The sequence below is a fragment of the Jiangella muralis genome (genome assembly GCF_001270745.1).
GTDB lineage: Bacteria > Actinomycetota > Actinomycetes > Jiangellales > Jiangellaceae > Jiangella > Jiangella muralis.
In genome coordinates this window covers 1-20,702 of sequence record NZ_KQ434754.1, presented here as the reverse complement: position 1 = coordinate 20,702, position 20,702 = coordinate 1, and the positions used below count along the sequence as shown (strand labels likewise).

At 73.5% G+C, this 20,702-nt stretch carries 19 protein-coding genes; 16 read left to right on the top strand and 3 right to left on the bottom strand.

Annotated elements, in window-relative coordinates; all coding sequences use genetic code 11:
• The first annotated feature begins 7 nt into the window (after nt 1–7).
• From ACW62_RS08280 to ACW62_RS08230, 11 genes are all read left to right on the top strand, one after another.
• Nucleotides 8–571 carry a mycothiol transferase gene (locus ACW62_RS08280; RefSeq protein WP_053203642.1) on the top strand — a complete coding sequence of 188 codons (564 nt, stop codon included), beginning with the start codon at nt 8–10 and terminating at the stop codon, nt 569–571.
• Between the two features lie 327 nt (nt 572–898).
• The gene (locus tag ACW62_RS08275) at nt 899–2,134 is read left to right on the top strand and encodes an ABC transporter substrate-binding protein (protein ID WP_169792015.1); all 1,236 of its coding nucleotides are present in this window, start codon (nt 899–901) and stop codon (nt 2,132–2,134) included.
• Nucleotides 2,135–2,136: 2 nt separating this feature from the next.
• Complete coding sequence (locus tag ACW62_RS08270; protein ID WP_083459490.1) at nt 2,137–3,096, top strand: carbohydrate ABC transporter permease; 960 nt, start codon at nt 2,137–2,139, stop codon at nt 3,094–3,096.
• A complete protein-coding gene (locus ACW62_RS08265; protein ID WP_053203639.1) occupies nt 3,093–3,920 on the top strand; it encodes a carbohydrate ABC transporter permease in 828 nt (275 codons plus the stop codon). Before ACW62_RS08270 ends, ACW62_RS08265 begins: the two co-directional genes overlap by 4 nt.
• 29 nt (nt 3,921–3,949) lie before the next feature.
• Nucleotides 3,950–4,975 carry a Gfo/Idh/MocA family protein gene (locus ACW62_RS08260; protein WP_053203638.1) on the top strand — a complete coding sequence of 342 codons (1,026 nt, stop codon included), beginning with the start codon at nt 3,950–3,952 and terminating at the stop codon, nt 4,973–4,975.
• Complete coding sequence (locus ACW62_RS08255) at nt 4,972–5,685, top strand: sugar isomerase domain-containing protein (RefSeq protein WP_053203637.1); 714 nt, start codon at nt 4,972–4,974, stop codon at nt 5,683–5,685. The genes ACW62_RS08260 and ACW62_RS08255 overlap by 4 nt, the downstream gene beginning before the upstream one ends.
• Entirely contained in the window at nt 5,682–6,620 is a 939-nt protein-coding gene (locus tag ACW62_RS08250; RefSeq protein ID WP_053203636.1) for an ROK family protein, read from the top strand. The genes ACW62_RS08255 and ACW62_RS08250 overlap by 4 nt, the downstream gene beginning before the upstream one ends.
• Entirely contained in the window at nt 6,617–7,993 is a 1,377-nt protein-coding gene (locus ACW62_RS08245) for a hypothetical protein (RefSeq protein ID WP_053203635.1), read from the top strand. The genes ACW62_RS08250 and ACW62_RS08245 overlap by 4 nt, the downstream gene beginning before the upstream one ends.
• Nucleotides 7,990–9,207, top strand: a complete 1,218-nt coding sequence (locus tag ACW62_RS08240; protein WP_053203634.1) for an ROK family transcriptional regulator — start codon at nt 7,990–7,992, stop codon at nt 9,205–9,207. Before ACW62_RS08245 ends, ACW62_RS08240 begins: the two co-directional genes overlap by 4 nt.
• A 133-nt stretch (nt 9,208–9,340) precedes the next feature.
• Nucleotides 9,341–9,679, top strand: a complete 339-nt coding sequence (locus ACW62_RS33875) for a YciI family protein (RefSeq protein ID WP_053203633.1) — start codon at nt 9,341–9,343, stop codon at nt 9,677–9,679.
• Nucleotides 9,676–10,893: an RNA polymerase sigma factor gene (locus tag ACW62_RS08230; protein ID WP_053203632.1), complete on the top strand. Its 1,218-nt coding sequence runs from the start codon at nt 9,676–9,678 to the stop codon at nt 10,891–10,893. Before ACW62_RS33875 ends, ACW62_RS08230 begins: the two co-directional genes overlap by 4 nt.
• A gap of 91 nt (nt 10,894–10,984) precedes the next feature.
• Here the strand turns inward: ACW62_RS08230 and ACW62_RS08225 are convergent, their stop codons facing one another.
• The 3 genes from ACW62_RS08225 to ACW62_RS08215 all read right to left on the bottom strand — a co-directional run bounded on the left by ACW62_RS08225 (nt 10,985) and on the right by ACW62_RS08215 (nt 15,069).
• Nucleotides 10,985–13,078, bottom strand: coding sequence for an MMPL family transporter (locus tag ACW62_RS08225; protein ID WP_053203631.1), 2,094 nt, complete (start codon nt 13,076–13,078; stop codon nt 10,985–10,987).
• A gap of 148 nt (nt 13,079–13,226) precedes the next feature.
• Nucleotides 13,227–13,925: a response regulator gene (locus ACW62_RS08220; protein WP_205629223.1), complete on the bottom strand. Its 699-nt coding sequence runs from the start codon at nt 13,923–13,925 to the stop codon at nt 13,227–13,229.
• A gap of 4 nt (nt 13,926–13,929) precedes the next feature.
• Nucleotides 13,930–15,069, bottom strand: coding sequence for a sensor histidine kinase (locus tag ACW62_RS08215; protein WP_053203630.1), 1,140 nt, complete (start codon nt 15,067–15,069; stop codon nt 13,930–13,932).
• Between the two features lie 96 nt (nt 15,070–15,165).
• On the opposite strand from ACW62_RS08215, the gene ACW62_RS08210 reads away from it, so the two are divergent.
• The 5 genes from ACW62_RS08210 to ACW62_RS08190 form a co-directional block, all read left to right on the top strand.
• Nucleotides 15,166–16,569, top strand: coding sequence for a 3' terminal RNA ribose 2'-O-methyltransferase Hen1 (locus tag ACW62_RS08210; RefSeq protein ID WP_053203629.1), 1,404 nt, complete (start codon nt 15,166–15,168; stop codon nt 16,567–16,569).
• Nucleotides 16,566–19,115, top strand: a complete 2,550-nt coding sequence (locus ACW62_RS08205) for a polynucleotide kinase-phosphatase (protein ID WP_053203628.1) — start codon at nt 16,566–16,568, stop codon at nt 19,113–19,115. Before ACW62_RS08210 ends, ACW62_RS08205 begins: the two co-directional genes overlap by 4 nt.
• A gap of 56 nt (nt 19,116–19,171) precedes the next feature.
• Nucleotides 19,172–19,636: a MarR family winged helix-turn-helix transcriptional regulator gene (locus tag ACW62_RS08200; protein ID WP_053203627.1), complete on the top strand. Its 465-nt coding sequence runs from the start codon at nt 19,172–19,174 to the stop codon at nt 19,634–19,636.
• Entirely contained in the window at nt 19,633–20,067 is a 435-nt protein-coding gene (locus ACW62_RS08195) for a helix-turn-helix domain-containing protein (protein WP_053203626.1), read from the top strand. The genes ACW62_RS08200 and ACW62_RS08195 overlap by 4 nt, the downstream gene beginning before the upstream one ends.
• 168 nt (nt 20,068–20,235) lie before the next feature.
• Nucleotides 20,236–20,702, top strand: a 467-nt coding sequence (locus ACW62_RS08190) for an MFS transporter (RefSeq protein WP_157574529.1), incomplete at its 3' end; no start/stop codon positions are given.

Below are 20,702 nucleotides of genomic sequence, written 5' to 3'. Positions count from 1 at the left end.
TCCTGCCATGGACCTAGAGGACCTGACCGTCATCGAGGAGTCGATGGCGGGCGACGAGGTCGAGATGCTGATGTTCGCCCTCGAACGCGCCCGGGCGCAGTTCGCCTGGAAGTGCGGCGGCCTCGACGCCGCGGCGCTGGCCAAGCCGCTGCCGCCGTCCGCCATGACGCTCGGCGGGCTGGTCAAGCACGTGGCGTTGTGCGAGGACCTGCGCATCGCCGAGTACCTCACCGGCGAGCACCTGCCGGAGCCGTGGAAGCAGGCGAACTTCGACGCCGACCCCGAGTGGGACTGGCACTCGGCGGCGAACGACACCCCCGACGAGCTGTACACGTTGTGGCGTGCGTCGGTGCAGCGGTCACGCGCGGCCTGGGCGACGGTGCTCGCGAACGGCGGCGGCCTGGACCAGCCGTCGATCTTCACGACCGAGGCCGGCGATCACCCCAACCTGCGCCGCGTCCTCGTCGACGCGGTCGAGCACTACATCCGGCACACCGGGCACGCCGACCTCCTCCGCGAGAACGTCGACGGCCTCGTCGGCGAGGACCCGCCGCAGCCGACGACGGCGTGAGAGGAGCCCGCCTCTCATCGGCGGCGGACTCCGCGGCCTGACGTACCCCCTCGCAGACGCCGGGACCCCGAGCCGTCCCCGGCGTCTCACCGCGCCGTGTGCCGTCCTGACCGCAGGCAGAGCGCGGAAGGAGCGCGAGCAGCGTCGGCGAGCCGCATCGGCCGCACCCACGCCGGCACTCGATCGCACGGTGTTGCGCGCGTCTGCGGGATGTGCTTCTCTAGTTTGTAGTCGTCTCATACTTTTTACCTCACGTCAGAGGGGTGCCTGATGCAGACAACGCGTGTTCCTTGGGGCCGGGGCGCCGGCGTGGCCGGGGTGGCGGCCGTGTCGTTGGTGCTCGTCGCGTGCGGTGGGGGCGGGGGCGGAGCGGACTCGACCGGGACCGCCGACTCCATCACGATCGCCGTCTCGTCCAGTCCCAGCGCGACCGCACTGCAGGCCATCGCGGCGGACTTCGAGGACGAGACCGGCGTGACGGTCGAGTTCGTCGACATCCCGTACGACCAGCTGACCTCGCAGATCCTGCTCGGCGCCCGGCAATCCGGCCAGGGCTTCGACGTCATCCAGTTCGACAGCCCGATGCTGGCGGCGCTGGTCGAGGCCGGGGCGCTGGCCGACATCGGCGAGAGGACGGAGTCGTCGGAGGCGTACGACGCCGGCGACTTCTCCGAGCAGGTCAACGAGTACGCCCGGTACGACGGGACGGCCTACGGCATCCCGTTGTCCACCGAGCCGTACGTGCTCTGGTACCGCACCGACCTCTTCGCCGACCTGGGCCTGGAGCCGGAGCCGACCTGGGAGTCGTACATCGCGAACGCGCGGGCGCTGCAGGACTCCGGGATCGCCGGCAACGGCTCCGGGTTCGGCGCGCAGATCGGCGGCTACTACTGGCTGGAGGCGATCTACCTGCACGGCGGCAGCCTGCTGGCGCCGGGCACCTGCACGCCGGCGCTGGACACGCCGCAGGCGCTCGCCGCGACCGAGACCTACCTCGAGCTGCTCGACACCACGCCGGCGACCGTGGTCAACGGCGGCGGCAACGAGATGACCACGGCGTTCGCGCAGGGCCAGGTCGGCCAGCAGATCAACGCCACCGGGTACTGGTCGACCATCGGCGACCCGGAGCAGTCGCAGATCGTGGACGGCTTCGACATGACGCTGCCGCCGATGGCCGAGGGCGGCAGCACGTTGCTGTTCGGCTGGCTGATCGGCATCGGGGAGCAGTCCGCCGCGCAGGACACCGCGTGGGAGTTCCTCGAGTACGCGCTCGGCCGCGACTCGATGGAGCGGCTGATCGAGGAGGGCGCGCCTCCGCCGGCCCGGCAGTCGCTGCTGGAGAACCAGGCGGCCCTGGAGGCCATCCCGTACCTGCCGACGCTGGTGGAGGCCGCCGCGCACGGCGGCCACCTGCCCTACATCACGCAGCTGCCTGAGATCATCACGGCGCTGTCGGTGCAGCTCAGCTCGGCGGCGGCGGACGGGACCGACGCCGCGACGCTGCTCGCGGCGGCACAGAGCGAGGTCGAGTCGATCATGTCCGGCGCGGAGAACTGCGGCTGAGCATGGCTGGAAGGACGATGCCGGCGCCGCCCGCCCCGGCCGACACGACGGACGAACGACCTCGCCGGGCCGGCCGGCCGCCCCGCACCGGGGGCCGGCGGACGCGCCGGGACCGCTGGACCGGCCTGGCGCTGAGCTCGCCGGCCTGGGCGCTGCTGCTGTTCGCCGTCGGTGTGCCGCTGGTGGTCGCCGCGGTCACCTCGCTGACCGACGAGAACCTGGTGTCGCTCGAGGCCCGGTCGTTCATCGGCTGGCAGAACTATGTCACCGAGGTGTTCACGCCGGACTTCGTCTCGGCGCTGCGGGTCACCACGCTGGTCATCGTGCTGAGCGTGGTGGTGCAGTTGCCGATCGGGCTGGGGTTGGCGCTGCTGCTGGTCAAGCCGTTGCACGGCAAGGGCGCGCTGCGTGCGCTGATCAGCCTGCCGATGATGCTGACACCGGTCGCGGTCGGGCTGGTGTTCCGGTTCGTGGCCGACCCGGACCTGGGCGCGGTGCGGTGGATCGCCTCACTCGTCGACGACACGTGGCAGCCCAACCTGCTGGGCACCCCGTGGGGCGCGCTGGGCCTCGTCGTCGTCGTCAACTCGTGGATCAACATCCCGTTCGTGACCCTGTTGCTGCTGGCCGCGCTGGTCGGCGTCCCGGACGACCTGTACGAGGCGGCCGCGCTGGACGGCGCCGGGCGGTGGCGGACGCTGACCAGGATCACGCTGCCCTCGATCGCGCCCGTGTTGGCCGTGACGGCGGCGTTGCGGGTGGCCGCGGACTACCGGATGTTCGACCTGGTCTTCATCATCACGCGCGGCGGCCCGGGCGACAGCACCGTTAACCTCTCGATGCTCGCCTACCAGGAGTCGATGGTGAACTTCCAGCTCGGCCGGGCCTGCGCGGTGGCGGTCGCCATGGCCGTGCTTGCGTTGCCGTTCTACTGGTTCTTCAACCGGATGATGCGCGCATGACGGCCCGGCGGCTCGTCCCACGTGCCCTCCGGCTGCTGGTGCTGACACTGGCAGCGGCGATCGCCGTCTCCCCGGTCCTCTGGACGGCCCTGACCTCGCTGAAGACCACCCGCGAGGCGCAGTCGTACCCGCCGTCGCTGCTGCCGGACTCGCCGGTCTGGTCCAACTACAGCGAGCTGCTCGGCTCCCGGGCCTTCATCGGCTCGGTGACGACGTCCGTCACCGTCACCGCGCTGGCCACGCTGCTGACCATCGCCGTCGCGTTCCCGGCCGCCTACGCACTGGTGCGGCTGCGCCCCCGCGGGCGGCCGGCGTTCGTCCTGCTCATCGTGCTGGCGCAGGCGGTGCCGGGCATCGTCTTCCTGGTCCCGCTGTACTCGGTCGTCTCCTCGGCCGGCCTGTACGACACCACGCTCGTCCTGGTCGTCGTGTACGCGGCGTTCCTGACCCCGTTCGCCACGCTGGTGCTGGCGTCGTTCATCCGCAGCGTCCCGATCGAGATCGAGGAGGCGGCCATGGCCGACGGCTGTGGCCGGCTCCGGCTGCTGCTGCACGTCGTGCTGCCGGTGTCCCGCGCCGGAGTGGCCAGCGCCACGGTGTTCACCGCGCTGTTCGCGTGGAACGAGTTCCTCATCCCCATCGTGCTGAGCGGCCGCGACACCCGGACGCTCACCGTGCACGTGTCGACGTTCATCGGGCAGCAGAGCATCGCGTGGGGGCCGCTGTGCGCCGCCGTCGTGATCGTCCTGGTGCCGGCCGTGCTCGTCGTGGCGTTCCTGCAACGCCAGCTGGTCACCGGCCTGACCGCCGGAGCCGTCAAGTGACCCTGTCCACCCCAGAGAGGTCCATCCGTATGTCGAAGATCGTCATCATCGGGTGCGGCGTCATGGGCGCCGCGTACGCCGATGCCGTGGCCGGAACCAACCTGCGCTGGCGCGCCTCGATCGCCGGCGTCTGCGACACCGACCCGGGTGCCGCCGGCCGGCTCGGCGACCGGGTCGGCGCTCCGGTCTTCGACGACGTCGGCGCCATGCTGGACACGGTCCGGCCGGACGCCGCCTACATCGCGGTCCCCGACCACCTGCACGCCGAGCCGTTCCTCGCCTGCATCGAGCACGGCGTCCCGGTGCTGGTGGAGAAGCCGCTGGCGACCGACCCTGAGACGGCCGCCCGCATGCGCGCGGCCGCCCGCGCCGCCGGCGTCTACGCCGAGTGCAACTTCACCAACCGCTCCAACCCGGTCTTCACCCGGGTCAAGGAGGCGGTCGACCGCGGCGACATCGGCGAGGTAATCGGCGTCAACGCGCGGCTGAGCAACGCCGTCCGGTACCCGACGTCGCTGCTGCGCTGGGCGGAGCACACGACCTCCGGCTGGTTCCTGCTCAGCCACGTCTTCGACCTCGCCTCCTGGCTGACGGGGGCCACGGCCACCGAGGTGACCGCCACCGGCATCCGCCGGGTGCTGCGCGAGCGCGGCGTCGACACGTACGACCTCATCCACGCGCTGGTCCGGTATGACCGCGAGATCAGCGGCCTGTACGAGTCGTCCTGGAGCCTGCCCGACACGCTGCCGTCGCCGGTCGACTTCCGGTTCGAACTGCTCGGCAGCGAGGGTGCGCTGTACGTGGACACCTCCGACCAGATGATCCACCTGGCCGGTCGGGACGCCTACGTCCACCCGGCGGTCATCGACTGGACCGAGGCGCGGCTCACCCAGTTCCTCGATCGTGTGGACGGGGCCGATCGTCCGGCGGACCCGCTCGCCGACGCCGTCGACAACACCCTGCTGCTGGTCGCGCTGCACGAGTCGATCGAGACCGGGGGTACCGTCACGGTCCCGGCCCGCACCGGACACGGCACGGAAGGAACGCAGCGATGACCGACCCCGCCGACGAGTACCGCTCCACGGTCGAGGCGCTGCTCGCTCCGGCCGTCGCGGCCGGCCGCGACGAGGCGGTCACGATCCGGCGGGTGGCCGAGCGGTTCGCCGACGTCCTGCAGTCCGGGCACCGGGTCTACACGTTCGGCGCCGGCCACTCCAAAGCCGTCGCCGACGAGCTGTGCCACCGCGCCGGCGGCCTGCCGGGCTTCGTCTCCATGAACCTCGACGACCTGCGCACCGAGCCTCGACCGGCGCACCTGCAGCTGTCGGACTCCGAGCCCGAACGCGACCCGCGCCGCGGTGTCGAACTGCTGAGGCTGTTCGAGGTCGGACCCGGCGACGCAGTGCTCATCGCCTCGCAGAGCGGCCGCAACGGCGCCATCGTCGAACTGGCACGGGAGGCCCGGGAGCACGGCGTCTACGTGGCGGCCGTGCTGTCGAGGCAGCACAGCGCGGCGATGCCGTCGAGGCACCCCTCCGGCCTGCGCCTCGGCGACGTCGCCGACGACGTCATCGACAATCACGGCCCGGTGGGCGACGCCGCCGTCGCGCTGCCCGGCGGCGAGCGCACCGGCGCCGTCTCCACCATCAGCGGAGCGCTGATCGCCCAGCTGATCAACGTGTCGGTGGCCCGCGTCCTCTCCGCTCGCGGCCACGACCCGGGGGTCATCCCCAGCGCCAACGTCGACCGCCGCGAGCCCGCATGAGCGGTGCCGTGCGGGCGGGGATCGCGGTCGACGTCGGCGGAACCAAGATCGAATCCGCGGAGTCGGCGGCACCGGACGTCGTCCACCGCATCCCCACGCGGGTCGACGAGGGCGCCGCCGGGCTGACGCGGCAGGTGCTGAGCGCCATCGACCGGTGGGCGCCGCGGCCGGGCGAGCGCATCGTCGTGGCCAGCGCCGGGCACCTGGACCGGGCGGCCGGCCGGGTGATCTCCGCGGCGAATCTGCCCTGGCGCGACCACCCGCTCGTCGCCACCGTCGCCGCGGCCACCGGCTGCGAACTGGAGCTGATCGGCGACGCGACCGCGGCGACGCTCGCCGAGCTCGCCCACCCGTCCCGGGCGCGACACCGCGACGGGCTGTACGTCACCATGTCGACCGGCATCGGCATGGGCGTCATCCGCAACGGCCTGCTCGACTGGCAGGACGGCACCGGCGAGCGCGAGCTGGGCCACCTGCGGGTCGCGACCGGCGACGACGCCGCGCGCTGTGGGTGCGGCCGCCGGGGCTGCCTCGAGGCGTACAGCTCCGGCGCCGGCATCGTCCGGCGCTACCTCGACCTCACCGGCGAGGCGGGCGCGGAGCCGTCCGTGGCCGACGTGGCAGCCGCGGCCGAGCACGGCGAACCGGCGGCCCGGCTGGTCCTCGACCAGGCGCTGGACCATCTTGCGACCGCGCTGACGACGGCGATGACACGGGTCCGGGCCACGATTCTCGTCCTCGGCGGCGGCGTCCTGCGGCAGGACGGGTTCTTCCCGTCGCTGCGCGACCGGCTGCGTGCGCGGATCGGCCCCGGCCCGGCGATCGAGCGCCCGATCCACGGCTCGCACAGCACGCTGCACGGCGCCGCCGCGCTGTGCGAGCACGACCCGCACGTCATGGCGGCGCTGACGCACGACCAGGAGGGGGTGCGATGAGTGCCTCGCGACTGCGCGTCGGGGCCGCGGCCGTGCCCTTCACGCCGGCCCCCGGCCACGAGCTGGCCGGGTACGCCGCTCGCCAGTCGCCCGCCGGGGGCGCGCTCGACGACCTCGCCTGCCGGGTGGTGGTGTTCGGTCACCGCGGCGTCACCCTGGCGCTGGTCGTGGCCGATCTGCTCTACGTGCCGGCCGCGCTGACGGCCGCCATCCGTGCCGGCGTCGGACGAGAGCTGGGAACGCCGCCGGACCACGTCATGGTCGCGGCCACCCACACCCACTGCGGCCCGGCCGTCGGCGCCGGGCACGAGGACCTCCACGCCGAGATCGCCCGGTCCGCCGTCGCCGCCGCGGCCGCCGCGGTCCGCGACGCTCGTGCCGCCGAGCTGCGCCGGGTCCGGTTCGACGTCACCGGACTGGTACACAACCGGCGCGACCCGGCCGGACCGGTCGATCGCACCGGCACCGCGCTGGTCGCGGTGGACGACGCCGGCGAGGTGGTGGCGTCGCTGGTCGGCCTGGCCTGCCACCCGACCGTGCTCGGACCGGCGACGGCGGAGTACTCCCGCGACTTCCCCGGAACGCTGTGCGACACCGTCGAGGCCGCCTGTGGTGGCCGGGCGGTGTTCGTCCAGGGCTTCGCCGGCGACATCAACCCGATCTTCCACGACCAGAGCGCGGCCGACATGCGGCTGCTCGGCCGGCAGTTCGGCGTCAGGGCGGCGGACGCGATCCTCACCGCGCTCCGCGCGGCGCTGCCGAACCGGACCATCAACCTCAGCCGCGACCGCGACCTGCCGGTGCCGCTGGACCGGGCGGACACCGTCCTCGACGTCCCGGCCCTCGCAGCGGCCGCCGCGGACGTCGCCGTCGAGGCCAAGGCACCGCCCGCACAGGAGCGGATCCGCCGCGAGCTGGCCGCGGCCCGAGCCGCCGTCGCGTCGGCCGGCTCCGGCGCGGTGCGCGACCGCGCCACCGCGACGGCACAGCAGTGGTGGATCGAGGACCTGATGGCCGCCCGTCCCAGCTACCTCTGTGTCGACTTCCCGCCCGCCGCAGGCGCCACCCTGCCGGTCCAGGTGTTCGCCCTCGGCGGGTTCCGCCTGATCGCGCTGCCCGGCGAGCCGCTGACCACGTCGGCGGACCGGCTGCGCGACGAGCTCGGTGACGACGTGCTGCCCATCGGCTACGCGAACGCGGCCGCCAGCTACCTGCCGGTGCGCGAGGACTTCTCTCGGCGCGGCTACGAGGTGGGCAGCACCCGTCATGCGCCGGGCACCGTGGAGCGGCTCACCGGCACCGTGCTGGCGCTGGCCCGCGACCTCCCGGGCACGACCGACGCCGGCCGCGGCGGGAAGCGGTCCGGACCATGAGCGAGTCCGCGGCGCGGACGGGACCGCGCGTCGTCGCGCTGGGGCCGCGCCCCGAGACCGGCCTGCTCTCCACCACCGCCGTCGCCAGCACGAACCGGGCCCGGGTGTTGCAGGCGCTGGCCGACCACGGGCCGCTGTCACGCGCCGACCTGGCCCGCCACAGCGGCGTCACCCGGGCCAGCATCGGTGGCGTCGTCTCCGGGCTGCTGGCCGAGGGTGTGCTGCACGAGCGGCCCGCCGAGGCGAGTGGGTCGCGCCGGGTCGGCAAGCCGTCGCGGCCGCTCTGGTTCACCGATCGCGGCCCGCTCGGCGCCGTGGTGATCGAGCCCGGCACGGTCGACGTGGGCGTCGTCGGCCCGGAAGGGCAGGTCTCGGTCCGGCGCAGCGTCGCACTGCCGCCGGTGGACAGCACCGCCGAGTTCGACGCCGCCGCGCTCGACGCCATCCGGTCGGTGCTCGGTCCGCAGCAGCGGCTGGCCGCCGTCGGGCTCGCGCTGCCCGGCTTCTTCGGCCCGGGTGGCGAGATCCTCGCCTCCACCACGATCGACGTGCTGCCGGGATCGCGGCTGCCCGCCCTGCTCGCCGCCGCGACCGGCACCACGGTGGTGCTCGAGGACGACGCCCGCGCGCTGGCCCTCGGGCAGCGCTGGTTCGGCCAGGCCCGCGGCGTCCGCGACTTCGCCGCACTGCAGATCGGCGACGGCATCGGCGCGGGGATCATGCTGAACGGACGGCTGCACCGGGGGCCGCTCGTCGCGACCGAGGTCGGTCACATGACGCTGGACCACGACGGCGAGCTGTGTCGGTGCGGCCAGCGCGGCTGCTGGGAGACGCTGGCCTCGCTGCGGTGGCTGCGCCGCCGCTGCGAGCGGGCCGGGCTGCCGGGGGCGGCGGCGACCCCGCACGCGCTGACCGAGCTCGCGGCGGACGGCGACGCCGCCGGAGCCGAGGTTCTCGACGAGTACGCCGCTCACGTCGCCCTGGGCATCGTCAACCTGTTCCACGTGCTGTCGATCCCGCTGTTCATCCTGCACGGCCCGATCGTGGCCGCCGGGCAGCGCCTCCTCGACCGGGTCCGGGCACACGTCGGGGATCGGACCATGGCGGCGCTGAACGCTCGGCCGGTCATCGTCATGGACGAGAACTCCACCCGATCCGGCCTGCTGGGCGCCGCCGCCGCGGCCGTCACGCACCAGCTCGGCGTGACGCTCTGACGCACCCGCTGCCGGGCGCCGCGCCCGGCGGAGAGGGAAGCTGTCCTCGGGAGGAGTGTCGGATCACGCCCGTCCCGTTCGTCGTGGGGGGGTACCGCGAAGATGACAGCATCCCTGCGAAGGAGAACCCGCCATGAAGTACCTGATGCTCGTCGGCACCGATCCCGCCCACTCCGAGGCCGACGCCGCTGCCGCTCCCGACATCGAGGAGTGGTTCGCCTACGTGACGGGCGCCGGCAAGCACGTCGTCGGCGACCGGCTGCGCCCGCCGTCCGCCGCGACCACGGTCCGAGTCCGGGGCGGCGAGCTGCTGGTCACCGACGGCCCGTTCGCCGAGACCAACGAGTGGATCGTCGGCTTCGACGTGCTCGACTGCGCCGATCTCGACGAGGCGATCGAGATCGCGTCGAAGCACTCGATGGCCTACACCGGACGGCTGGAGCTGCGGCCGTTCTGGCCGCTCGACGGGTGACGGACGCCCGGGCGGCCGTTGCCGGCGCCGTCGCCGCCGAGCGGCTGCGCATCGTCGCCGCGCTGATCCGGGTGACGGGCGACTTCGACCTCGCCGAGGACTGCCTGCAGGACGCCGTCGAGCGGGCGCTGGAACGCTGGCCGCTCGACGGCGTCCCGGACAATCCGAGCGCCTGGCTGACGACGACGGCCCGGCGCCGTGCCGTCGACGTGCTCAGACGGAGGCAGACCGAGCGGGCGAAGCTGCGGGAGGCACAGGCGCTGGCCGAACTGGCCCGCGACCTCACCGGCGACGAGCCCGGCCCGTACGGCGACGACCGGCTGAAGTTGCTGTTCACCTGCTGCCACCCGGCGCTGCCGATGGCCGGCCGGGTGGCGCTGACGCTGAAGTCGGTGGCCGGGCTGTCGACGCGGCAGATCGCCCGGGCGTTCCTGGTCAGCGAGGCGACGATGGGGCAGCGGCTGCTGCGTGCGAAGAACAAGATCGAGCACGCCGGCATCGGTTTCCGGGTGCCCGAGTCGCATCGGCTGGCCGCCCGCACGGATGCCGTTCTCGCCGTCGTCTACCTGATCTTCACCGAGGGCTACGCGGCGTTGGACGACGACCTCGCCGCCGAGGCGGTCCAGCTGTCCGGGCTGGTCGCGCGGCTGCTCCCGGAGGACGACGAGGTGCTCGGGCTGCACGCGCTGCTGCTCCTGCAGCACGCCCGCCGCGCGGCCCGGACCGACGCGGCGGGCGAACTGGTCACGTTGGAGGAGCAGGACCGCGGCCGGTGGGACCACGATCGCGTCGAGGCGGGGCGGACGGCGCTCGCGGCGGCCCGCGGGACCGGCCACCCGCCCGGCTATTACCGGCTGCAGGCCGAGATCGCCGCGCTGCACACGAGCGCGGCTCGCGCCGGCGACACCGACTGGGTCCGCATCGTCGCCGCCTACGACGCGCTGCTGACGCTGCGGTCGTCGCCGGTGATCGCGCTGAACCGGGCGGTCGCGGTGGGCTTCCGGGACGGGCCGGAGGCGGGGCTGACGGCGGTGGGCGCGGTCGCCGCCGAGCTGGCGGAGTACCCGCTGCTGCCCGCCGTCCGGGCCGATCTGCTGCGCCGGGCCGGACGGCGTCGCGAGGCGGCCGCGGCCTACCGGGACGCCGTCGCCGCCGCCCGGACCGAGCCCGAGCGGCGGCTGCTGGAACGACGGCTACGCGAGCTCACGACGTGAGTTGATCTTGGAGTCACCGCGGAATGTATCGGGCATTTCGCCCAGTGTTTCCGCAGTTACTCCAAGATCAACTTGGGGGGAGGGGACGGGGTCAGCCCACCGTCGCGGGGCCGCGCTCGGCCGGCGCCTCCTCCGGCCGGGACGGCGACGACTCGGTGAGCGCCAGCCGGTCGTGCAGCCGGCGCAGCGGCCGCGGCAGCCACCAGTTGCGCGCGCCGAGCAGCGTCATCGTCGCCGGGACCAGCAGCATCCGGACCACGATCGCGTCCAGCGCGATCGCCAGCACCAGCCCGAGCCCGATCGCCTTGATCGGCGCGAACCCGCCGAACACGAACCCGGTGAAGACGACGCCGATGATCAGTGCGGCCGCGGTGACGATGCCGCCGGTGCGCTGCAGCCCGGCGACCACCGAGCCACGCGGGCCGTCGCCGGCCAGCCAGCGCTCGCGGATCCGCGACAGCAGGAACACCTCGTAGTCGACGGAGAGCCCGAACGCGATCGCGCCGACCAGGATCGGGACGGTCAGGTGCAGGTAGCCGAGGCCGTCGGTGCCGAGCAGCCCGGCCAGGTGGCCCTGCTGGAACACCCAGACGACCACGCCGAGGGCGGCGCCGATGCTCAGCAGGTTGGTGAGGATCGCCTTGATCGGCAGCAGGATCGAGCCGGTGAACGCGAACAGCAGGGTCAGCGTGCCGATCGCCACCAGCGCGATCGCCCACGGCAGCCGGTCGCCCAGCATCGCCTGGTAGTCGACCAGTGTCGCGGTGTCGCCGCCGACCTGGATCTCGTAGGGCAGGTCCAGCGCGCGGATCGACCGGACGGCGTCCTGGGCGGCCGGGCCCTCGGCGTCGCCGGACGGGGTCGCGGCCAGGCCGGTGAGGTCGTCGGTCAGCGGGACGACCTCGACCGACTCGATGCCGGGCAGGTCCGCGACGGTCTCTCGCAGGCCCTCGACCGCGTTCTCCGGCGCCGACGCGACGATCTCGATGTCGCCGGTCCAGCGGGCCTGCTCGGGGAAGTGCGTGTTGAGCTGCGTCCACAACTCGCGGGTGTCGGTCGACGCCGGCAGCATCCGCGGGTCGCCCTGCGAGATGTGCAGGTCCGCGACCGGCGCCGCCAGCGTGACCAGCGCGGCCGCCGTCGTGACCAGCGTGAGGACGGGGCGCTTCTGCACGCCGCGGGCGACCCGGGCGAACACGCCGTCGCCGGACTTCTCCCGCGACGGCGAGATGCGGTGGCCGAACTTCGCCAGCAGCGCCGGCAGCAGCGTCAGCGCGGCGGCCATGTCGGCCAGCACGATGGCGGACCCGGCCAGCCCCATCGAGCGCAGGAACGGGTCGTTGAAGACCACCAGCCCGGCCAGCGCGACGGCCACCGTCAGCCCGGAGAACACGACCGTCCGCCCGGCCGTCGCCGAGGTGCGCAGTACGGCTTCGCGCACGTCGGGCGCGGTGCGCCGCTCCTCGCGGAACCGGCTCACCATCAGCAGCGCGTAGTCGACGGCGAGCCCGACGGCCAGCATCGTCGTGATCTGGATCGCGTACACCGAGACGTCGGTGACCTGGCTGAACGCGAACAGGATGCCGAACGTCGAGCCGACGCCGATCATCGCCACCAGCAGCGGCAGCCCGGCCGCGAGCAGCCCGCCGAACACCAGCAGCAGCAGGATCAACACGACCGGCAGGGTCAGCATCTCCGCGCGGGCGACGTCCTCCTGGGCGGTCTCGGCGAACTCGACGTCGGACAGTGGACCGCCGGCGACCACGACGGACGTCGCGTCGATCGACTCCAGCCGCTCGGCGGCGGCCGCCGCCTCTTCCTCGCCGTCGTCCTCCAGGCCGGGCGAGAGCCCGATCTCGACGAGGGCCGCGTCGCCGGACTCGGACGGCAGCGGCGGCGAGACCGACGCGATCCCGGGGATCGCCGCGACATCGGCCAGGCCGGCCGCCAGCGCCTCGGGGGTGGCGCCCTCGATGACGGCGGTGACGACGTCCGGCTGCGGGGCGGCGTCGTCGACGTGCTCCTCGGCCTGGGCGGACTCGCTACCCGGAACGACGCCGGTGTCGGAGGTGAGGCGGTCGAACACGCCGATACCGATGCCGAATCCGGCGGCGAGGACGGCCACCCACACGAGGATGACGATGACGGGCCGCCTGACGGCGAACCCGGTGATGCTGCGTAACATGGCGGCCTCCTGAGGAACCGATGGACTGCGTCGATCGTGTTCCTCGGATGCCCTCCGGCGGATCGCCGGGAAGAGCGGACTCCGGCCTCGCTCGCAGGAGCGGCGGCCTCGCTCTCAGGAGTGGGAAGGCTGGTAGCCGGCCGCGAGGTCACGCGCCAGCGGGGGTGGAATCGCCCGGGGTGACCAGGCCCGTCTCATACGCGAGCACGACCGCCTGGACGCGGTCGCGCAGGCCGAGCTTGCTGAGCATGCTGCTGACGTGCGTCTTCACCGTGTGCTCGGTGACGAACAGCTCGGCCGCGATCTCGGCGTTGGACAGCCCGCGGGCGACCTGGCGCAGGGTGTCGGTCTCGCGGACGGTCAGCGCGTCGAGCCGGCCGTCGGCCGCGCCCTGCCCGGCGCCGGGCGGTCCGCCGCCGCGCCCGACGACGTCCGCGATCAGCCGGCGGGTGACCGACGGCGCCAGCAGCGCCTCGCCGGACGCGACGACGCGGACCGCCTCGACCAGCTCGTCGCGGCGCATGTCCTTGAGCAGGAAGCCGCTGGCGCCGGCCCGCAGGGCGTCGTACACGTACTCGTCGAGGTCGAACGTGGTGAGCACGAGCACCCGGGCGTCGGTCTCGCGGCAGATCGTGGTGGTCGCCTCGATGCCGTCCATGTGCGGCATGCGGACGTCCATCAGCACGACGTCGGGGCGCAGCTCGCGTGCGGCGGCGACGGCATTGACGCCGTCCTCGGCCTCTCCCACGACGGCGATGTCGGGCTGCACGTCGAGGATCATCGCGAAGCCGCCGCGCACCAGCGCCTGGTCGTCGGCGATCAGCACACGGATGGTCGGGTCGGGCACGTTCCTAATCCAAGCGCAGGGAGGCGGTGACGCGAAAGCCCTCGCCGCCGGGGCCTGGCCCGGTGTCGAGCGTCCCGCCCACCGCGGCGACCCGTTCGCGCATGCCGACCAGGCCGTGCCCACCGCCGTTGGAGGACGGCGTGCCCGGCCCGCCGCCGTCGTCGTCGACCTCGATGCGCAGGTGGTCGTCGGTCCAGGTCAGCCGCACGTCGACGCGTCCGGCGGCGGCGTGCTTGACGGTGTTCGTCAGCGACTCCTGGACGATCCGGTACGCCGTCGTCGCGACGTCGGCGGGGACCGGCCGGGGTGTGCCGTCCTCGCTGAGCGTCGCCGTCAGCCCCGCGTCGTCGACCTGCCTGACCAGGCCGGGGAGCGCGTCGAGGCCGGGTTGCGGTGCGCGCTCGTCGTCGGTCGCGCGCAGCACGCCGAGCACCCGGCGCAGCTGGGCCAGCGCGTCGCGGGCGGTGTCGGAGATGGTGTCGAACATCTGCTCCGCGCGGTCGGGGTCGTGCCGGACGGCGATCGGCCCGGCCTCCGCCTGCACGACGACCAGGCCCATCGAGTGGGCGAGGATGTCGTGCATCTCGCGGGCGATCCGCTCGCGTTCGCGGGTGGCGGCGGTCTCGTGCTCCTGGGTGAGCCGCAGCGCGCGCTCCTCGAGCATCGCGATGCGGTCGCGGCGGGCCCGGGCCGCGGTGCCCAGCGCGTACGCGACCGCGAACATGATGCCGATCATGCCGAGGTTGAGCGCCTCGTCGTGCGGGATGACGATCGAGATGGTGATGCCGACGGCCGTCGCCACGACCGCGATCAGCCGCTTCAGCGGCGGCGACAGCGCGGCGAACGTGTAGGTGGCGACCAGCTGCGCTGCCGGCACGTCGGACAGCACGTCCGCGCTGGCCAGCACCGTCGTCGACAGGCCGGTGATGGCCGCGACGGCGAACGGGTACTGACGGCGCCACAGCAGCGGCAGCGCGTTGACCGACGCCGCCAGCGGCACCCACCAGGCCAGCTTGTCGGCCACCCCGGCGTTGAAGATGACGTAGAGCGCGCAGGCGGCCGCGATGGCGGCGTCGACGGCGACCGGTGGCAGGCCGCGCGCCCACGCGGCCAGCCGCTCGCCGTACTCGTTGAGTCGCTCCACGTGCCCAGTATCGGCGCGGACCACCGGCGGCGTCCTCACTCCCAGGAGCGAGAAATCGCATCGCCACCAGGTAGCGCCGACGGTGACAATGGTCCGGTGCTGCTGACCCTGACCTCGACCGCCGCCCACGCCAGCGACCTCGGCTACCTGCTGCACAAGCATCCCGACCGGGTGCAGCGCTTCGACCTGAGCGTCGGCGTCGCGCACGTCTTCTACCCGGAGGCGACCGACGAGCGGTGCACGGTGGCGCTGCTGCTCGAGGTCGACCCGATCGGGCTGGTGCGCGGACGGCGGTTCGGTGGCGACGCGGTGAGCCTCGCGCAGTACGTCAACGACCGGCCGTACGCGGCGTCGTCGATGCTGTCGGTGGCGCTGGGCCGGGTGTTCGGGTCGGCGCTGAAGGGTCGCTGCGACGCCCGGCCCGAGCTGGCCGGCGTGCCGCTGCCGCTGGAGGTGCACGTCCCGGCGCTGCCGTCGCGGGGTGGGGCCGACGTGGTCGTCGACCTGTTCGAGCCGCTCGGCTGGACGGTCGACGCGGTGCTGCGGCCGCTGGACCCGGAGCTGCCCGCGTGGGGCGACTCCCGCTACGCCGACGTGACGCTGCGCGGCACGCTGCCGCTGGACCAGGCGCTGTCGCACCTCTACGTGCTGCTGCCGGTGCTGGACGGCGCGAAGCACTACTGGGTGAGCAGCGACGAGGTCGACAAGCTGATCCGCACCGGCGGGTCCTGGCTGCAGGCGCACCCGCGGCGTGACGCCATCGTCACGCGCTACCTGGCGCACCAGCGCGGATTCGTCACCGACGCGCTGACCCGCCTCGCCGAGCTCGACGACGACGCACCGGACGAGCTCGACGAGACCGAGGAGGCCGACCCGCCGGCGCCGGTGCCGCTGGCGACGCTGCGCCGGACCGCCGTCGTCGAGCAGTTGCGGACGGCGGGCGCGCACCGCGTCGTCGACCTCGGCTGCGGTGAGGGCGCGCTGCTGCGCGAGCTGCTGGCCGACTCGTCGTTCACCGAGATCGTCGGCGCCGACGTCGCGCCGCGGGTGCTGGAGAAGGCGGCCGACCGGCTGCGCCTGGACCGTATGGGCGAGCGCCAGCGAGACCGCATCACGCTGCTGCAGTCGTCGGTCACCTACCGCGACGACCGCCTGGCCGGCTTCGACGCCGTCGTGCTGATGGAGGTGGTCGAGCACGTCGACCCGGAGCGGCTGCCCGACCTCGAGCGGACGGTGTTCGGGCACGCGCGGCCGGGCGCGGTCGTCGTCACCACCCCGAACGCCGAGTACAACGTGCTGTTCCCAGGGATGGACGAGGGTGCGCTGCGGCACCAGGACCACCGGTTCGAGTGGACCCGGGCCGAGTTCGCCGACTGGGCGTCGCGGGTCGCCGGCGCGCACGGGTACACCGTCGCGTTCGCGCCGGTGGGCGAGCTCGATCCCGACGCCGGCCCGCCGACCCAGCTGGCCGTCTTCACCCGGACGGAGGCGCCGGCATGAGCACGTCCATCGCCATCCCGCAGCTGTCCCTCGTCGCGCTGGTCGGCGTGTCCGGCTCCGGCAAGTCGACGTTCGCCGCCAGGCACTTCGGCCGGTTCGAGGTCGTGTCCAGCGACTTCTGCCGCGGCCTCGTCGCCGACGACGAGAACGACCAGACGGTCAGCGGCGACGCGTTCGACGTCCTGTACTACATCGCCGGGAAGCGGCTGGCCGGCGGCCGGCTCACCGTCGTCGACGCCACCAACGTGCAGCGCGACGCCCGCCGCAAGATCGTCGACCTCGCCAAGGCGCACGACGTGCTGCCCGTCGCGATCGTCCTCGACGTCCCCGAGAGCGTGTGCCTCGAGCGCAACCGCGAGCGTCCCGACCGCGACTTCGGGCCGCACGTTGTCCGGCGCCAGCGTGACCAGCTGCGCCGGTCGCTGCGCGGCCTGGCGAAGGAGGGCTTCCGGCAGGTGCACGTGCTGCGCTCGATCGACGAGATCGAGGCGGTGACGATCACGCGGGAGCGGCTGTTCAACGACCGGCGCGACGAGCACGGCCCGTTCGACGTCATCGGCGACGTGCACGGCTGCCGGGCCGAGCTGGAGGCGCTGCTCGACCGCCTCGGCTACGCCCTGGTGCGCGACGACGCCGGGCGCGCCGTCGACGCCGTCCACCCCGAGGGCCGGCGGGTGGTCTTCCTCGGCGACCTCGTCGACCGCGGCCCCGACAGCCCGGGCGTGCTGCGGCTGGCCATGGGCATGACGGCGGCCGGGCATGCGCTCGCCGTCCCCGGCAACCACGAGCACAAGCTGATCCGCGCCCTCGACGGCAGGCAGGTGAAGGTCGGGCACGGGCTGGCCGAGACGCTGGCCCAGCTGGAGGCCGAGCCGCCGGACTTCACCGTCACGGTGCGCGAGTGGTGCCGCGACCTCGTCTCGCACCTCGTCCTCGACGACGGGAAACTGGTGGTCGCACACGCCGGGCTCAAGGAGGCCTACCACGGTCGCGCGTCCGGGCGGGTCCGCTCGTTCGCGCTCTACGGCGACACCACCGGCGAGACCGACGAGTTCGGCCTGCCGGTGCGCTATCCGTGGGCCAACGAGTACCGCGGCCGCGCGATGGTGCTGTACGGGCACACGCCCACGCCCGAGGCGGAGTGGGTCAACAACACGATGTGCCTCGACACCGGCTGTGTGTTCGGCGGGCAGCTCACCGCGCTGCGCTACCCGGAGCGTGAGGTCGTCCAGGTGCCGGCCGAGCGGGTCTGGTACGAGCCGGTCAAGCCGCTGGTCCCGGCCGTCGCTGCCCCGTCCCGCGGCGGCGACGAGCTGGACCTCACCGACGTGCTCGGGAAGCGCGTCGTCGAGACCGCACACCACGGCCGGGTCACGGTGCGGGCCGAGAGCGCGGCCGGCGCGCTGGAGGTGATGAGCCGGTTCGCCCTGCATCCGCGCTGGCTGCCGTACCTGCCGCCGACCATGGCGCCGGTCGCGACATCGCCGCTGCCGGACGTCCTGGAGCACCCGGCCGAGGCGTTCGCGGCGTTCGCCGCCGACGGCGTCGAGCAGGTGGTGTGCGAGGAGAAGCACATGGGCTCGCGCGCCGTCGTGCTGGTCTGCCGCGACCAGGCGGCGGCCACCCGCCGGTTCGGCGCGACGCTGGGGGAGACCGGTGCGGTGTACACGCGGACGGGGCGGTCGTTCTTCTCCTCCGCTCTGACCGCGGAGCTGCTGGACGGGGTGCGGGCGGCCGTCGCCGCGGCCGGGCTGTGGGACGAGCTGGGCACCGACTGGCTGCTGCTCGACGCCGAGCTGCTGCCGTGGTCGGCGAAGGCCGAGTCGCTGCTGCGTGGCCAGTACGCGTCCGTCGGGGCGGCGGCGCGGTCGGCGCTGCCGGTCGCGGTGGCGGAGCTGTCGGCGGCCGCCGGACGCGGGTTGGACGTGGCGGCGCTGCTGGACCGGACGACGGCGCGTGCGGCGAACGCCGCGGCGTTCGCGGCCGCGTACCGGCGTTACGTCTGGCCGGTCGACGGGCTCGACGGCGTGCAGGTGGCGCCGTTCCAGCTGCTCGCGTCGGAGGGCGCGACCTGGCACGACCGGCCGCACCTGTGGCACCTGGGACTGGCCGACCGCCTGGTCGCCGCGGACCCCGTCCTGTTCCGGCCCACCCGGCGCCTGGAGGTGTCGACGTCCTCGGCCCCGTCCGTCGCGGCCGGGGTCGAGTGGTGGTCGGCGCTCACCGACGACGGCGGCGAGGGGATGGTCGTCAAGCCGGCCGCCAACCTCGTCCGCGGCGGGAAGGGGCTGGTGCAGCCGGGGCTCAAGGTGCGCGGGCGCGAGTACCTGCGCCTCATCTACGGCCCCGACTACACGTTGCCGGCGAACCTGGACCGGTTGAAGGACCGCGGGCTCGGGCACAAGCGGTCGCTGGCGCTGCGGGAGTACGCGCTCGGGCTGGAGTCGCTGGAGCGGCTGGCCCGGTCCGGGCCGCCGTGGCGGGTGCACGAGCCGGTCTTCGCCGTGCTGGCGCTGGAATCGGAGCCGGTCGACCCGCGGCTCTGATCCCGGCCGATAAAAGGTTGCCGTGGACATAGTGTCCACGTACAGTTTTTCCGGTGATGAAGAAGAACCCGACCGCGGGCTACCTCGTCTGGCGCCTCGCCACCAAGTGGGGAGCGTTGCTCGACAAGGTGCTCGCGCCGTTCGGGCTCACCCAGGCGCAGTTCTCCGTGCTCGCCACCCTCTACGGCGTCAGCCAGGCCGGCGGGCAGCCCAGCCAGCGGGAGCTGTCCGACCACACCGGCCTCGACGCGGTCTTCGTCTCCAAGCTGGTACGCACGCTCGAGGGCAACGGCCTGCTGCTCCGCACCGCCGACCCGGCCGACTCCCGCGCCGTCCGCTTGACCCTCACCGACCGTGGCGCGGAAGTCATCGAAGCCGCCGGCGCCCGCGTCATGACGCTGCAGGACCAGCTCGCCGAGCCGCTCGGCGGGACGGGCAGCGAGCGCACCCGCGAGTTCGCCGCCACCCTCACCGTCCTGCTCGACGCGCCGCCGCCGCCCGACCCCGGGAGGACCCCGTGATCATCACCCCGCTCGTCGGCGTCGACATCGGCGCCGCGGCCAAGGCCATCCACTCCCTCCTCGGCGTCATCCTCGACACCAAGGGCGTCACGCTCGCCGAATGGGTCGCGCTCCGCACGCTGGGAACGGCGCCGGACCGGGTGTCGCAGCCGTCCCTGCGCGACGGCCTCGTCCTGGCGCTCGACATCGAACCCAGAGAGGCCACGGCGGTGCTCTGCTCGCTGGAGGAGCGCGGGCTGCTGGCGTACGACGGCTACGAGCAGGCCGGGCTCACGGCGGACGGCCGGGCCCAGTACGACGACCTGTACGCGGGGGTGGTCGGGGTGACGGCGCAGGTGTACGCGGGCATCGACGCCTCCGAACTGGCGACGACGCGGCGGGTGCTCGCCACCGTGGCGGCGCGGGCCGCGGAGCTGCGCTCGGAGATCTAGGTCGCCGGGCGCTCACCACCACCCCACTTCCATGATCATCCAAGTTTTTGGGCGTGATAGCGACCCAAACTTGGATGATCATGAAGAAGCCGGGGCGGCGGAGCGGGCACCGCCGCCATCCCTTGACTTGACCTCAATCACGCTTGAGGTTGTCTGCTGTGGGGCGTGATCACTACGCAGACCTCTCGCCGGGCGTGGGCCGGGCTGGCCGTGCTGTGCGTCGTCGCGGTGCTGGCGTCGCTGGAGCTGACCGTCACCCATCTCGCGCTGCCGGCCATCGACGCCGATCTGAATCCGACCGGGACGCAGCTGCTGTGGATCGTCGACGTCTATGCGTTCCTGCTGGCCGGGTCGATGCTGGCGCTCGGCGCCGTCGGGGACCGGATCGGCCGGCGGCGGCTGCTGATGATCGGCGCCGCTGCGTACGGCGTCCTCTCCGTGCTCGCCGCCTGGGCGCCCACCGCCGAGACGCTGATCGCGGCGCGGGCGCTGCTCGGCGTGGCCGGGGCGACGCTGATGCCGTCGACGCTGTCGTTGACGGCGACGATGTTCCGGGACGCGCGGCAGCGGGCGGTCGCCGTCGGCGTCGTGATCGCCAGCGTCTCCGGCGGCACCGCGATCGGGCCGCTGGTCGG

Coding starts and splice junctions, on each gene's coding strand:
- ACW62_RS08255 (WP_053203637.1), top strand. CDS start 4,972: ATGACCGACCCCGCCGACGAGTACCGCTCCACGGTCGAGGCGCTGCTC.
- ACW62_RS08225 (WP_053203631.1), bottom strand. CDS start 13,078: ATGTTACGCAGCATCACCGGGTTCGCCGTCAGGCGGCCCGTCATCGTC.
- ACW62_RS08280 (WP_053203642.1), top strand. CDS start 8: ATGGACCTAGAGGACCTGACCGTCATCGAGGAGTCGATGGCGGGCGAC.
- ACW62_RS08245 (WP_053203635.1), top strand. CDS start 6,617: ATGAGTGCCTCGCGACTGCGCGTCGGGGCCGCGGCCGTGCCCTTCACG.
- ACW62_RS08200 (WP_053203627.1), top strand. CDS start 19,172: ATGAAGAAGAACCCGACCGCGGGCTACCTCGTCTGGCGCCTCGCCACC.
- ACW62_RS08260 (WP_053203638.1), top strand. CDS start 3,950: ATGTCGAAGATCGTCATCATCGGGTGCGGCGTCATGGGCGCCGCGTAC.
- ACW62_RS08240 (WP_053203634.1), top strand. CDS start 7,990: ATGAGCGAGTCCGCGGCGCGGACGGGACCGCGCGTCGTCGCGCTGGGG.
- ACW62_RS33875 (WP_053203633.1), top strand. CDS start 9,341: ATGAAGTACCTGATGCTCGTCGGCACCGATCCCGCCCACTCCGAGGCC.
- ACW62_RS08265 (WP_053203639.1), top strand. CDS start 3,093: ATGACGGCCCGGCGGCTCGTCCCACGTGCCCTCCGGCTGCTGGTGCTG.
- ACW62_RS08205 (WP_053203628.1), top strand. CDS start 16,566: ATGAGCACGTCCATCGCCATCCCGCAGCTGTCCCTCGTCGCGCTGGTC.
- ACW62_RS08250 (WP_053203636.1), top strand. CDS start 5,682: ATGAGCGGTGCCGTGCGGGCGGGGATCGCGGTCGACGTCGGCGGAACC.
- ACW62_RS08270 (WP_083459490.1), top strand. CDS start 2,137: ATGGCTGGAAGGACGATGCCGGCGCCGCCCGCCCCGGCCGACACGACG.